Raw genomic sequence first — 14,111 nt, 5'->3', positions numbered from 1 at the left:
TACAAAGATGCGACATTAAGGTACGTTCGTGCCACTGTTTCAGAGTTGAAACCGCTCTAGATCTTGCATTGGGTATGGGGCCTGCATAAGTATCCGCAGGACGACTCACGAGGTCGCCCTCAAATCCAAAAATGACAACAAATCATGAGGCCAACATGCTTAAACACGCGGTCATTCCGTTTTTAGTCGGTGCAGGCTTGTTAGCCAGCGCTCCTTTCGCTTCCGCCGCGACTAACCTGGTGTTCTGCTCCGAAGGCAGCCCGGCCGGTTTCGACCCCGGTCAGTACACCACCGGAACCGACTTCGATGCCTCTGCAGAAACCATGTTCAACCGCCTGACCCAGTTTGAGCGCGGCGGCACCGCCGTGATTCCTGGCCTGGCCACCAAGTGGGACATCTCCGAAGACGGCCTCACCTATACGTTCCACCTGCGTGAAGGCGTCAAGTTCCACACCACCCCGTATTTCAAGCCGACCCGTGAATTCAATGCCGACGACGTGCTGTTCACGTTCAATCGCATGATCAACAAGGACGACCCGTTCCGTAAGGCGTACCCAACCGAATTCCCGTACTTCACCGACATGGGGATGGACACCAACATCACCAAGATCGATAAAGTCGACGACCACACCGTCAAGTTCACCCTCAAAGATGTCGACGCCGCGTTCATCCAGAACATGGCCATGAGCTTCGCCTCGATCCAGTCCGCCGAATATAGCGCCCAACTGCTCAAGGAAGGCAAGGCCCCGGACATCAACCAGAAGCCGGTCGGCACCGGCCCGTTCGTGTTCAAGAGCTACCAGAAAGATTCCAACATCCGCTACACCGGCAACAAGGAATACTGGAAGCCTGAAGACGTGAAGATCGACAACCTGATCTTCGCCATCACCACCGACCCGTCGGTGCGTATCCAGAAGTTGAAGAAGAACGAGTGCCAGATCACTCTCTTCCCACGCCCGGCCGACCTCCAGGCCCTGAAGGACGACAAAGCGCTGAAGATGCCTGATCAGGCGGGTTTCAACCTGGGCTATGTAGCTTACAACGTGATGGACAAAGTCAAAGGCGACGACAAGCCCAACCCACTGGCTGACCTGCGAGTTCGTCAAGCCTTGGACATGGCCGTGAACAAGCAACAGATCATCGACTCTGTGTACCAAGGAGCGGGCCAGCTGGCGGTCAACGCCATGCCACCGACCCAGTGGTCCTACGACACCACCATCAAAGATGCCAAATACGACCCAGAGAAAGCCAAGGCGCTGCTCAAGGAAGCCGGCGTCAAGGAAGGCACAGAGATCGTTCTGTGGGCCATGCCGGTTCAGCGTCCGTACAACCCGAACGCCAAACTGATGGCGGAAATGCTGCAGAATGACTGGTCCAAGATCGGCCTGAAGGTCAAGATCACCAGCTACGAATGGGGCGAGTACATCAAGCGTTCCAAAGGTGGCGAGAACCAGGCCATGATCATTGGCTGGAGCGGTGACAACGGTGACCCGGACAACTGGCTCAACGTGCTGTTTGGCTGCGACTCGCTGCAAGGCAACAACTTTTCCAAATGGTGTGACAAGAAGTTCGACGGCCTCGTGAAAGAAGCCAAGCGCACCACCGACCAGGCCAAGCGCACCGACCTCTACAAACAGGCACAACACGTCCTCAAGGATGCTGTGCCGATGACACCTATCGCTCACTCGACGGTGTATCAACCCATGCGCGCCAACGTGCAGGACTTCAAGATCAGCCCATTTGGCTTGAACTCCTTCTACGGCGTCAGCGTCAGCAAATAACGATAGGCAACGGCGGCGCTTTCAACGTCGCCGTTGTGCTATCCGCCAAGACCCAAGGAAACCGCCTGCCTTTGGAAGCACCGCACACAGCGGTAGCCGAGAGGGCATCGCCTTTTCCCACATGTCTTTCAGGCGTTACGCATTTACCGCCTCGCCCACGACTCATACCGTCGGGCTACCGGTTTGCTAATGCTGTGGCATCGCTGTTTTACGCAATGGAATGAGCCCAGTGCCCCGGACCTGTCCCCGAAGAAGGACGCCGGTTCGCTGACAAACACCCCGAACGAGAGAGGGAGCGTCATGCGCCATACCTTGGTTTTATCCGCATTGCTGGGCACCGGCCTGCTGGCCGCCACATCCGCAGCCCAGGCCGCCGGCGGCAGCCTGGTGTTCTGTTCCGAAGGCAGCCCCGCCGGTTTCGACACCGCGCAATACACCACCGCCACTGATAACGACGCCGCCGAGCCGCTGTACAACCGCCTGGCCGAGTTTGAAAAAGGCGCGACCAATGTCGTCCCGGGCCTGGCAACAAGCTGGGACATTTCCGAAGACGGCTTGAAGTACACCTTCCACCTGCGCGAAGGGGTGAAGTTTCATACCACCGATTACTTCAAGCCGACCCGGGATTTCAACGCCGACGACGTGCTGTTCACCTTCAACCGCATGCTTGACCCGCAGCATCCGTTCCGCAAGGCCTACCCCACTGAGTTCCCGTACTTCAACGGCATGAGCCTGAACAAGAACATCGCCAAGGTAGAAAAGACCGGGCCGCTGACGGTAGTCATGACGCTGAACAGCGTCGACGCCGCGTTCATCCAGAACATCGCTATGAGCTTCGCCTCGATCCTGTCGGCTGAATATGCCGACCAGTTGCTCAAGGGCGGCAAGCCGAGCGATATCAACCAAAAGCCGATCGGCACCGGGCCGTTCGAGTTCAAGAGCTACCAGAAAGACTCCAACATTCGCTACGTCGCCAACGACAAGTACTGGGCACCGGAGCGGGTGAAGCTGAAAAACCTGATCTTCTCCATCAACACCGATGCGTCGGTGCGGGTGCAGAAACTCAAGGCCAACGAATGCCAGGTCACGCTGCATCCGCGTCCTGCCGACGTGCCCGCCTTGAAGAACGATCCCAAGCTGCAGTTGATCGAGAAGCCCGGCTTCAACCTCGGCTACATCGCTTATAACACTCGCCACAAACCCTTCGACCAGGTCGAAGTGCGCCGTGCGCTGGACATGGCGGTGAACAAGCAAGGGATTCTCAACGCGGTGTACCAGGGCGCGGGGCAACTGGCGCAGAACGCCATGCCACCGACCCAATGGTCCTACGACGAGACCATCAAGGACACGCCTTACAACCCGGAAAAAGCCAAAGAGCTGCTCAAGGCCGCCGGAGTCAAGGAAGGCACCGAAATCACCCTCTGGGCCATGCCCGTGCAACGCCCATACAACCCCAACGCCAAGCTGATGGCCGAGATGCTCCAGGCCGACTGGGCGAAGATCGGCCTGAAAGTGAAGATCGTCAGCTATGAATGGGGCGAGTACATCAAGCGCACCAAGAACGGCGAGCACGACATCAGCCTGATCGGCTGGACCGGCGACAACGGTGACCCGGACAACTGGCTGGGCACGCTATATAGCTGTGACGCCATCGGTGGCAACAACTACTCCATGTGGTGTGACCAGGATTACGACAAGCTGATCAAGCAGGCCAAGATCGTCACCGACCGCGAAAAGCGCACCGTGCTCTACAAACAGGCCCAGCAGTTGCTCAAGCAGCAAGTGCCGATCACCCCTGTTGCCCACTCGACGGTCAACCAGCCGCTGAGCGCCAAAGTCGAAGGGTTCAAAGTCAGCCCCTTCGGTCGCAACGTCTTCTCGGGCGTCAGCCTGAACCCATAACCGTATCGCCGCACAGCGAGGGCTTCCCTGGAAGCCCTCACGCAGACGTTTTGCCGTAATTCGCCGATCCGGCGCCAGGCAAACGTTTGCACGCTGCAAATGAGCTGTAAACCAAATAGCCGTATCACCAAAAAAGAACGGCATAAAAAAGAAAGAAAGGAGCGTTACCGATGAAACTGAGCAGCACCGCGATACTGGCCTTGGCCATCAGCAGCATCACCGCGACGGCCTATGCAGAGTCCCAGAGCCAGGCGGTTACGCCGGTGACGGTCAAGACCAGCAGCGCTCAATCCGAAGCCAAGGGCTTTATTGAAGGGCAAAAGCTTGAGGGCAGTACCCGTAACTGGTACTCCAACGAACAACTCAAGCGTGGCGCAAAATTCTCGTATCAGAAGAACGGCGCCCTGGCTCCAACTGATCGCCGCATCAACTGGATGCAAGGCACCATCATCAAGTACAACTCGGGCTTCACCGAGGGCACTGTTGGCTTCAGTACCGAAGTGGCTGCCTACAACGCTATCGCGCTGGAGCGCGACCGCAAGAATCTGGCATCGGCCAATGGTGGCGCTCCAGAGCCAGGACGAGGCGGCCGCGGAAACAACCGTACCCTGACTGAGAGTGGCGGCGATGCTGTCGACCAGTGGAGCAAGCTGGGCCTGGCCAACGTCAAGGCCCGTGTCTCGAACACTACCCTGACTGCAGGTCGCCAGAATTTCAGCAGCCCGATGGTCGATGTGATCGGCAACCGTGCCCTGCCTTCGAGCTTCGAAGGTGTGAGCCTGCACAGCGAAGAGCTGGAGAACCTGTCTTTCGATATCGGCACCTTCGATCGCAACTCGCCTCGTACCGAACAGAGCCAGCGCAAGTTCCGCTCCGAATACGGTAACTCCTCGGCTGAAGCCGACCATGTAAATACCGCCGGTATCACTTACCAGCCGCTCGCCAGCCTGACCACCAGCCTGTGGGGCACCCAGGCCGAAGACCTGTGGAACCAGTACTACTTCGGCGCCAGCCACGTGCTTGGCGACAGCTCGGTACTGAGCCTGACCACTGGCCTGAACTACTATAAGACCGTCGATTCGGGTTCTGCCCTGCTGGGCGATATCGACAACGATACTTACTCGCTGTCGTTCGGCCTGACTCACCAGGCTCATACCGTGACCTTCTCGTACCAGGAAATCAATGGCGACGAGTACTTCGACTACCTGCACGAAACCAACGGCATCTACCTGGCCAACTCCCTGCTGTCGGACTTCAACGGCCCGAACGAGAAATCCTTCCAGATCGCCTATGGCCTGAACATGGCCGAGTACGGCGTGCCGGGCCTGAAGTTCAACGTCTACCAAGCCCGCGGCTGGGGTATCGATGGCACTCACTACACCGGTAACAAAGGCGTAGTTGGCAAGGGTTACGACGGCGTCCAGGCCATGGACGGTGAACATCACTACGAGTACGGCATCGGTGCTTCCTACGCCGTGCAGAGCGGTCCGTTGAAGGCCACCGCGATTCGTGCGACCTACACCGCTCACCGCGCCAGCGAGAACCAGGCCGACGGCAGCATCAATGAATTCCGTCTGGTCACCACCATCCCGTTCAACATTCTCTAAACTGCCACCGGGCGGTCGACTCATAAGGTCGCCCGCCCGGTCTTTTGCCAATTACCCGATTGCAGAGGATTGACGATGAACATGAACCCCCTACGCGCCGCCATCGCCGCCGCGCTGCTGAGTGTCGCCGTTGGCGCCACGGCCAAACCCCTTGTGGTTTGCACAGAAGCCAGTCCGGAAGGCTTCGACATGGTCCAGTACACGACTGCAGTCACCGCCGATGCCGTGGCGGAAACCATTTTCAATCGCCTGGCTGATTTCAAGCCCGGCACCACCGAAGTGATTCCGGCTTTGGCCGAATCCTGGGACATCAGCGACGATGGCCTGACGTACACCTTCCACCTGCGCAAGGGCGTCAAGTTCCACACCACCGATTACTTCAAGCCGACCCGCGACATGAACGCCGACGACGTGGTCTGGAGCTTTCAGCGCCAGCTGGACCCGAATCATCCGTGGCATAAACTGTCGAGCGTGGGCTTCCCCTACTTTGAAAGCATGGGCTTCAAGGAGCTGCTGAAAAACGTCGAGAAAGTCGACGAGCACACGGTCAAGTTCACCTTGACCCGCCGCGAAGCGCCGTTCCTGGCCGACATCGCCATGGCGTTCTCTTCGATCTACCCGGCTGAATACGCCGACCAGTTGCTCAAGGCCAACAAGGCCGGCGACCTCAACAGCAAGCCGATCGGCACCGGCCCATTCGTCTTCCAGCGCTACAACAAGGACGCCCAGGTTCGCTTCAAGGCCAACCCGGACTACTTCCGTGGCAAGCCACCGGCCGATGCGCTGGTATTGGCCATCGCCACCGACAACAACGTGCGCATGCAGAAACTCAAGACCAACGAATGTCAGATCGCGCTGTACCCAAAACCCGATGACATCCCCAGCATCAAGAAAGACCCGAACCTGAAGGTCACCGAGCTGGACGCGATGACCGTTTCCTACACCGCGCTGAACACCAGCAAGAAGTACATGAGCGACGTGCGTGTACGCAAGGCCATCGACCTGGCCTTCGACAAGGAAGCCTACGTCAACGCCCTGTTCGGCAAGGGCAACGCCACCGTGGCGGTTAACCCGTACCCGCCGACACTGCTGGGCTTCAATCACGAACTGAAGAACCCGACCCGCGACCTCGACAAGGCCCGCCAGTTGCTCAAGGAAGCCGGCGTGCCGGAAGGCACCGTGTTTACCTTGTTCACCCGCAACGGCGGCGGCCCGACCAACCCCAACCCGATGCTCGGCGCGCAAATGATGCAGGCCGACCTGGCGAAAGTCGGGATCAAGGTCGACATCCGCGTGATGGAGTGGGGCGAAATGCTCAAGCGCGCGAAAAACGGCGAGCACGACATGGTGTCCGCCGGATGGGCGGGCGACAACGGCGACCCGGATAACTTCCTGACGCCTATGCTCAGTTGCGAAGCCGCCAAGAACGGCGAAAACTACGCGCGCTGGTGCAACGAGAAATTCCAGGCGCTGCTCGACCAGGCACGCGCCACAGTGAACCCCGAGGAGCGCGCCAGGCTCTATGAACAGGCCCAGGTGATCTTCAACCAGGACCAGCCATGGATCAGCATGGCCCACACCCGCATGTTCACGGCAATGCGCAAGAACGTAGAGGGCTACGTGATTAGCCCGCTCACCACCAACAACTTCGCCACCACCCAGGTGAAGTAGATAAGAAAACGCCCTTCGACGCTTGACCCCAAGCCTCGAAGGGCACGCCTAACCGGCTGATGAGGTACACCTGAAGATGTTTAGTTTTATTGCCCGCCGACTGGGATTATTGATCCCCACGTTCTTCGGCATCACCTTGCTGACCTTCGCGTTGATTCGCATGATCCCCGGCGACCCCGTGGAAGTGATGATGGGCGAACGTCGGGTCGATCCCGAAATGCATGCACAGGCAATGGAACGCCTTGGCCTCAACAAACCGCTGTATGCCCAATACCTGGACTACATCGGCAAACTGGCCCAGGGCGATCTCGGCGAATCGCTGCGTACCCGTGAAAGCGTATGGACCGAGTTCAGCTCCCTGTTCCCCGCGACCCTGGAACTGTCCATGGCCGCCCTGTTGTTCGCCGGTATCCTGGGCCTGCTGGCTGGGGTGATCGCGGCACTCAAGCGAGGATCCCTGTTCGACCATGGGGTGATGGGCGTCTCCCTCGCGGGATACTCGATGCCGATTTTCTGGTGGGGCCTGATCCTGATCATGTTCTTCTCGGTGTCCCTGGGCTGGACGCCGGTGTCGGGGCGGATCGACCTGCTCTACGACATCGAGCCGAAAACCGGCTTCATGCTGATCGACACGCTGCTGGCCGACGAGCCGGGCGCGTTCCTCGATGCGCTGCATCACCTGATCCTGCCGGCGATCGTGCTGGGCACCATTCCGCTGGCGGTGATCGCCCGCATGACCCGCTCTTCGATGCTCGAAGTGCTGCGCGAAGACTACATCCGCACCGCCAAGGCCAAGGGCCTGTCGCCGTCGCGCGTGGTGTTCGTGCATGGCCTGCGCAACGCGCTGATCCCGGTGCTGACGGTGGTCGGCCTGCAAGTGGGCACGCTGCTGGCCGGTGCGGTCCTGACCGAAACGATCTTCTCCTGGCCGGGCATCGGCAAGTGGTTGATCGAAGCCATCGGCGCCCGGGACTATCCCGTGGTGCAGAACGGCATCCTGTTAATCGCCTGCCTGGTGATTCTGGTCAACTTCGTCGTGGACATCCTCTACGGCTTTGCCAACCCACGTATCCGTCACCAGCGCTGAGATCAAGACCATGAGTACTCCAACTACCGCGGTAGCAGTCGATCAAAGCCTGCTGTACCCGTCCCCTTACAAAGAATTCTGGCAAGCGTTTTCCCGCAACAAGGGCGCCGTCGCCGGGCTGATGTTCATGATCCTGATCGTGTTCTGCGCGATCTTCGCTCCGTGGGTCGCGCCTCATGACCCGAGCGAGCAATACCGTGACTTCCTGCTGACGCCACCGGCCTGGCTGGAAGGTGGGCAGATGCAATTCCTGCTGGGCACCGACGAACTGGGCCGCGACCTGCTGTCGCGCCTGATCCAGGGCTCGCGCCTGTCGCTGCTGATCGGCTTGTCGTCGGTGGTGATGTCGTTGATCCCGGGCATCCTGCTGGGGCTGTTCGCCGGGTTCTTCCCGCGCATCCTCGGCCCGACCATCATGCGTCTGATGGACATCATGCTCGCCCTGCCGTCCTTGCTGCTGGCCGTGGCGATCGTCGCCATCCTCGGCCCAGGCCTGATCAACACCGTGATCGCCATCGCCATCGTCTCGCTGCCATCCTACGTGCGCCTGACTCGCGCCGCCGTGATGGGCGAACTGAACCGCGACTACGTGACCGCCGCCCGCCTGGCCGGTGCCGGCCTGCCGCGCCTGATGTTCATCACCGTGCTGCCCAACTGCATGGCACCGCTGATCGTCCAGGCGACGCTGAGCTTTTCCTCGGCGATCCTCGACGCCGCCGCCCTGGGCTTCCTCGGCCTCGGCGTGCAGCCGCCAACCCCTGAATGGGGCACCATGCTGGCCTCGGCCCGCGACTACATCGAACGCGCCTGGTGGGTCGTGAGCCTGCCTGGCTTGACCATTTTGCTCAGCGTGCTGGCAATCAACCTGATGGGCGACGGGCTGCGCGATGCGCTGGACCCGAAACTCAAGAATGCCGCCTGAGGAGATTCCCATGTCACTGCTAGAAATCAAGAATCTCAACGTCCGCTTCGGCGACGCCACCGCCGTGCCGGTGGTCGACGGCCTGGACCTGAGCGTGGACAAAGGCGAAGTCCTGGCGATCGTCGGCGAATCGGGTTCGGGTAAATCCGTGACCATGATGGCGCTGATGGGCCTGATCGAGCACCCAGGCATCGTCACCGCCGACGCGCTGAACTTCGACGGCAAGAACATGCTCAAGCTGAGCAACCGCCAGCGTCGGCAGATCGTCGGCAAGGACCTGGCGATGGTGTTCCAGGACCCGATGACCGCGCTCAATCCCAGCTACACCGTCGGTTTCCAGATCGAAGAAGTGCTGCGCCTGCACCTGAAGATGTCCGGCAAAGCCGCCCGCAAGCGCGCCATCGAACTGCTGGAAAAAGTCGAAATTCCCGGCGCCGCGAGCCGCATGGACGCGTACCCGCACCAACTGTCCGGCGGCATGAGCCAGCGCGTGGCAATTGCCATGGCGATTGCCGGCGAGCCGAAGTTGTTGATTGCCGATGAACCGACCACCGCCCTGGACGTGACCATCCAGGCGCAGATCATGGACCTGCTGCTGGCCCTGCAAAAAGAGCAGAACATGGGCCTGGTGCTGATCACCCACGACCTCGCCGTCGTGGCTGAAACCGCCCAGCGCGTGTGCGTGATGTACGCCGGCCAGGCCGTGGAAGTGGGCAAGGTGCCTCAGTTGTTCGACATTCCCGCCCACCCATACAGCGAAGCGCTGCTGGCGGCGATTCCGGAACACAGCATGGGCGCCGAGCGCCTGGCGACCTTGCCGGGTATCGTTCCCGGTCGCTATGACCGTCCGCAAGGCTGCCTGCTGTCGCCGCGCTGCCCGTATGTGCGCGACAACTGTCGCCAGGAGCGCCCTGCTCTCGATCCGAAAACCAACAGCCTCGCCCGCTGCTTCTACCCGTTGAACCAGGAGGTGGCGTGATGGCCGTCGTACTTACCGCCCGTGACCTGACCCGTCATTACGAAGTGTCCCGTGGCATGTTCAAGGGCCATGCGACTGTGCGCGCCCTCAACGGGGTGTCGTTCGAACTGGAGGCCGGCAAGACCCTGGCCGTGGTGGGCGAATCCGGTTGCGGCAAATCCACCCTCGCCCGGGCTCTGACGCTGATCGAAGAGCCGTCCGCGGGCTCCTTGAAAATCGCCGGTCAGGAAGTGGCTGGCGCCAACAAGGCCGAACGCAAGCAACTGCGTAAAGACGTGCAGATGGTGTTCCAGAGCCCGTATGCGTCCCTCAACCCGCGGCAGAAAATCGGTGATCAACTGGCCGAGCCGTTGCTGATCAACACCAACCTGTCGGCCACCGAGCGGCGTGAGAAAGTCCAGGCAATGATGAAGCAGGTGGGCTTGCGTCCCGAGCATTACCAGCGCTACCCGCACATGTTCTCCGGCGGCCAGCGCCAGCGCATCGCCCTGGCCCGCGCCATGATGCTGCAACCCAAGGTGCTGGTGGCGGACGAACCGACCTCGGCGCTGGACGTATCGATCCAGGCCCAGGTACTGAACCTGTTCATGGACCTGCAACAGGAATTCAACACCGCCTACGTGTTCATTTCCCACAACCTGGCGGTGGTCCAGCACGTCGCTGACGACGTGATGGTGATGTACCTCGGCCGCCCAGTGGAAATGGGCCCCAACGAGTCGATCTACAGCCGCCCGCTGCACCCATACACCCAGGCGCTGCTGTCGGCCACCCCGACCATCCACCCGGACCCGAACAAGCCGAAGATCAAGATCGTCGGCGAACTGCCCAACCCGTTGAACCCGCCGTCCGGCTGCGCCTTCCACAAGCGCTGCCCGTACGCGACCGAGCGCTGCAAGACTGAAGAACCGGCGTTGCGGCCGTTGGATAACCGGTTGGTGGCGTGTCACTACGCCGAGCGGTTCCTCGACGGTGCTGCATAAACGCAGAAGGTAGATAAAGCTCTTGTGGCGAGGGAGCTTGCTCCCGCTGGGCCGCGCAGCGGCCCCCCTTTCTTGGGCCCGCTGCGCAGGCCAGCGGGAGCAAGCTCCCTCGCCACAGGGGTGAATCTTCGCCTTGGGGGCAGTACATCTGGCATAAAAAACCCCTCCAGCCCCGACTGACTCTCAGTTGGGGCTGAAGGGGTTTTCTTTAGGTCAGAAATCTACGTCTGGCTATCGCCCTCTGCATCTTCATCGCTATCCGGTGTATCGATTGGCGAACCATCATCATCCTCGCCATCGTCCGGATCGCCTGCGTCCGCATCGGTCGCGGCCAGCATCATCTCGCCTTGCACCACCGAACCGCTCGAGGCGTGTTTCTCATGCTCATCGCACTCGGCCCACGCAGCCGTTGAGCCGAGGGAAAGCACCACCAAAACTTTCAGCAAAAACATCATGCGCAGCAGCTTATTCATAGCCCAATTCCTTCTTTATCCGGATACAGCAGAGCCCGATGGCGCTTAAGGGAAGCTAATTTTGAACAAAGTAGCACACAAGATAGGACGCCCCGAAACAGCTAGAAATGCCGCCATCGTAAAGACAAGTTTTGAATAAACCTTATTACAAAAGGTGCTGATCGCCGTTTCCCATTGCCTGGGTTTGGGTGATCAAGAATGGAGAAGTGGCACAAAAACCCACCAGAATCAGACCCCACCTCGTCCTATTCAAGCCTCGCCCCGGAAAAATTCCACGAAGCCACTGAGCGGGCGCTCGATTATTATTTGAAGCCGGAACAGGCCAAAGCCAAGAAAGCCCCGTCAGCAGCGCAGCTCTTCACTGTCGTCGAGAGCATCGATACTGAAAGCCTGCTCGCCAACCTCAGCGAAAACCTGGCCTCCGCCAACGCCATGATCAGCGACTTGGCGTTCGATCTTGAGGGTTCTCGCCGGCATGTTGCGATGGGGATCCTGCAAGTGACAGAGGTGAGTGAGCTACTGGCGAATCGGGCGCTGGATATCGCCGATCCACGCTAGCAACTCGCCGCACATCAAAAGGGCTGGCCGGCATTTGTAGGCGCCTCGACTACAAGGCCGGCAGCCCGTCCATGCAAGCTGAACCACTACCTTGAAAAACGCCGCCATCGCGAGCAAGCTCGCCCCCACAAGCCGCGCGTCAACTTAGCGCCAAGCGCTAGATCCTCACACCTCGCTATCAGTCACCTTGGCTAATTCCAGTCGCTCCTGATCCAATGCGCTCTCACTAACGATTGCCATGACTAGCGTACAGAAGAACGATCCGCCTTGAATAAAAAACCAGATGGACACCAACGCCACGAGGTCAAACTCTACGAAATGTGCAAAAGGCACGAGAAACAGAGCACACAGGAGATAAATGAGCCCTATCAAAATTTCGACCGAAGACGACTTAACCCCTCGCAGAAAATTTCCGGATTGTTTGAACTTATTCGTTCTAACCCACGAAATCTGGAGTTTAAATAAAGGTAAAATGAACGCCTTCACACCCACCCATCTCAGGGCACCTTTGAGCATCAATGTCATGAAATAATCACGCACTTCGTTGCTCCCCAGTTCTCTGACGCCGATCCATATTTCAAGAAATTTTACAACCACTGCCGCCCCAATCAAACCCAAGAAACCATGGGGTATTTGCAATACCTGCGAACTCGACACCAGAAAGACGCAAACGAGAAAAAAAGATATATCCACCAAAAATGCGCACGCACCGATACAATCTTTAAAGGTCGTATACAATCTCAAGCTTCTTTGAGCCACCGTCATTTTTTCGTTAGTCAGCCCAAGGTATCGACGCCAATTCACCCTGAATTCCTGGGTGGCTCCCGCCCACCAACGAAACTGTTGTTTTTTTATCCCGTCCAGAGTTTCTGGTATAAGCCCTTTGCCCCATGTGTCGCTGAATACATGCCCTGTATATCCCTTAGCCATAATTCTCATGGCCAGCTCCAGATCCTCGGTAAGCGCCCATTCTGCCCACCCGCCGAGTTCTTCAATCAAATGACGCCTAACCATACACACCGTACCCACCAAATAACCGGCACCGTATTCGTTCAAGGCAGGATGTACTGTTTTATGGCCAATTAAATAGTGATGATAAACGCCAGATAAAAACGGATTACCCCGCCACTCCCGATAGTCATGACTGGTCTGCACGAACCCCGTTTTTTCATCTTCAAAAAGTGCGATATATCGCCTTATGAACGCAGGGTCCACTATATAATCCGCATCGATAATCAAAACAATTTCTGCGTCGACGTTCGAGTGACGTAGCGCAAAATTTATGGCGCCCGCCTTTGCACCAGCGAGAGGATCGACATGAAAAAAACAAAATCGTTGCCCTAGTTTTGTACAGAATTTTTCAACCGGCTTCCAAAGCTCAGGATCTTTTGTGTTATTGTCAACAACCAACACCTCAAAATTATTATACTCAAGGTTCGCCACTGCACTTAGGGTGGCCATAACCAAAGCCGGAGGTTCCGCATAACAAGGAACATGTATGGAAATCAACGGATTCCACCGCCCATCGGCCATACTTATTTTTTGCAGCGCAGCATCACGCTTCGGAAAATTGATGGTAAATCTCGGCAAGTCTTCAAGCACTCTGCAAAGCATATAAAATACCGCGATGAGCAGACAAATAAGCTGAATAACATAGATACAACCCCAAAGTAAAATCCCCAACTCCACTTGCTGAATTTTTTGATTTACAAAAATCAGGATAGCCACAGGCACAGTAAACCTAGCCACCAGCAGCCCGACACCAAACAGACTGATAATTGGAATATAAAAACGAACTAAAAACCCTAAAGCTACTCCGCCTAGCAAAGAAAACAACGCCCCCTCCATCTCTCCTGTAACGACGGCGACTGAGATGAGACTCGATATGAAACTCGTTATCCAGAGACCACTCCAAAAATATGCCGACGGCTTGGCATAGGAATATCTGGCCCAAAGAATAAGCGCACTTAAGACGTTAAGTGTGGCAGCAAAATATAACGACTCCACGATCGTCTCCCTGTATTGACATTACATGTGAAGCGTTTGTCGAGCCGAATCTATGCGCGTCGGGATAGGGCTGTCTACTGTCAAAGATGACAGTAGACAGCCTAAGTTATTAGCAAGTAGTAAACAAAAAACCCCTCCACCCCC

The 14,111-nt window shown here is 57.9% G+C and carries 11 protein-coding genes; 9 read left to right on the top strand and 2 right to left on the bottom strand.

Features of this window, described 5'->3' with window-relative positions; all coding sequences use genetic code 11:
* Nucleotides 1–155: 155 nt before the first annotated feature.
* From J3P90_RS03965 to J3P90_RS03930, 8 genes are all read left to right on the top strand, one after another.
* A complete protein-coding gene (locus tag J3P90_RS03965; RefSeq protein WP_434607785.1) occupies nt 156–1,781 on the top strand; it encodes an ABC transporter substrate-binding protein in 1,626 nt (541 codons plus the stop codon).
* A gap of 300 nt (nt 1,782–2,081) precedes the next feature.
* Entirely contained in the window at nt 2,082–3,683 is a 1,602-nt protein-coding gene (locus J3P90_RS03960) for an ABC transporter substrate-binding protein (RefSeq protein WP_434560671.1), read from the top strand.
* Nucleotides 3,684–3,853: 170 nt separating this feature from the next.
* On the top strand, nt 3,854–5,290 hold the full coding sequence (locus J3P90_RS03955) for an OprD family porin (RefSeq protein WP_434560673.1): 1,437 nt from the start codon (nt 3,854–3,856) through the stop codon (nt 5,288–5,290).
* Nucleotides 5,291–5,365: 75 nt separating this feature from the next.
* Entirely contained in the window at nt 5,366–6,961 is a 1,596-nt protein-coding gene (locus J3P90_RS03950; RefSeq protein WP_434607790.1) for an ABC transporter substrate-binding protein, read from the top strand.
* Between the two features lie 76 nt (nt 6,962–7,037).
* Nucleotides 7,038–8,048, top strand: coding sequence for an ABC transporter permease subunit (locus tag J3P90_RS03945; RefSeq protein WP_063322947.1), 1,011 nt, complete (start codon nt 7,038–7,040; stop codon nt 8,046–8,048).
* A 10-nt stretch (nt 8,049–8,058) separates the two neighbouring features.
* Nucleotides 8,059–8,970: an ABC transporter permease subunit gene (locus J3P90_RS03940; RefSeq protein WP_186706009.1), complete on the top strand. Its 912-nt coding sequence runs from the start codon at nt 8,059–8,061 to the stop codon at nt 8,968–8,970.
* A gap of 10 nt (nt 8,971–8,980) precedes the next feature.
* A complete protein-coding gene (locus tag J3P90_RS03935; protein WP_420765548.1) occupies nt 8,981–9,949 on the top strand; it encodes an ABC transporter ATP-binding protein in 969 nt (322 codons plus the stop codon).
* Nucleotides 9,949–10,929, top strand: a complete 981-nt coding sequence (locus tag J3P90_RS03930; RefSeq protein WP_030139820.1) for a peptide ABC transporter ATP-binding protein — start codon at nt 9,949–9,951, stop codon at nt 10,927–10,929. Before J3P90_RS03935 ends, J3P90_RS03930 begins: the two co-directional genes overlap by 1 nt.
* A gap of 221 nt (nt 10,930–11,150) precedes the next feature.
* On the opposite strand, the gene J3P90_RS03925 is transcribed toward J3P90_RS03930, so the two are convergent.
* A complete protein-coding gene (locus J3P90_RS03925) occupies nt 11,151–11,402 on the bottom strand; it encodes a hypothetical protein (RefSeq protein WP_420765549.1) in 252 nt (83 codons plus the stop codon).
* Between the two features lie 198 nt (nt 11,403–11,600).
* Between J3P90_RS03925 and J3P90_RS03920 the strand changes: the two genes are divergently transcribed.
* Nucleotides 11,601–11,960 (top strand): DUF6124 family protein, encoded by a 360-nt coding sequence (locus J3P90_RS03920; RefSeq protein ID WP_434607796.1) that lies wholly within the window; start codon nt 11,601–11,603, stop codon nt 11,958–11,960.
* Nucleotides 11,961–12,125: 165 nt separating this feature from the next.
* Here J3P90_RS03920 and J3P90_RS03915 read toward each other — a convergent pair whose 3' ends face one another.
* On the bottom strand, nt 12,126–13,967 hold the full coding sequence (locus J3P90_RS03915; RefSeq protein WP_434675857.1) for a glycosyltransferase: 1,842 nt from the start codon (nt 13,965–13,967) through the stop codon (nt 12,126–12,128).
* Nucleotides 13,968–14,111: the final 144 nt, after the last annotated feature.

Source organism: Pseudomonas sp. D3-10 (assembly GCF_051132175.1).
In the GTDB taxonomy this organism is placed as follows: Bacteria; Pseudomonadota; Gammaproteobacteria; order Pseudomonadales; family Pseudomonadaceae; genus Aquipseudomonas.
This window is presented reverse-complemented; position numbering and strand designations above follow the sequence as displayed.

Bases quoted from the DNA above. Each gene is read 5' to 3' on its own strand.
- J3P90_RS03930 (WP_030139820.1), top strand. From the start codon at position 9,949: ATGGCCGTCGTACTTACCGCCCGTGACCTGACCCGTCATTACGAAGTG.
- J3P90_RS03965 (WP_434607785.1), top strand. From the start codon at position 156: ATGCTTAAACACGCGGTCATTCCGTTTTTAGTCGGTGCAGGCTTGTTA.
- J3P90_RS03920 (WP_434607796.1), top strand. From the start codon at position 11,601: ATGGAGAAGTGGCACAAAAACCCACCAGAATCAGACCCCACCTCGTCC.
- J3P90_RS03940 (WP_186706009.1), top strand. From the start codon at position 8,059: ATGAGTACTCCAACTACCGCGGTAGCAGTCGATCAAAGCCTGCTGTAC.
- J3P90_RS03955 (WP_434560673.1), top strand. From the start codon at position 3,854: ATGAAACTGAGCAGCACCGCGATACTGGCCTTGGCCATCAGCAGCATC.
- J3P90_RS03960 (WP_434560671.1), top strand. From the start codon at position 2,082: ATGCGCCATACCTTGGTTTTATCCGCATTGCTGGGCACCGGCCTGCTG.
- J3P90_RS03925 (WP_420765549.1), bottom strand. From the start codon at position 11,402: ATGAATAAGCTGCTGCGCATGATGTTTTTGCTGAAAGTTTTGGTGGTG.
- J3P90_RS03945 (WP_063322947.1), top strand. From the start codon at position 7,038: ATGTTTAGTTTTATTGCCCGCCGACTGGGATTATTGATCCCCACGTTC.
- J3P90_RS03950 (WP_434607790.1), top strand. From the start codon at position 5,366: ATGAACATGAACCCCCTACGCGCCGCCATCGCCGCCGCGCTGCTGAGT.
- J3P90_RS03935 (WP_420765548.1), top strand. From the start codon at position 8,981: ATGTCACTGCTAGAAATCAAGAATCTCAACGTCCGCTTCGGCGACGCC.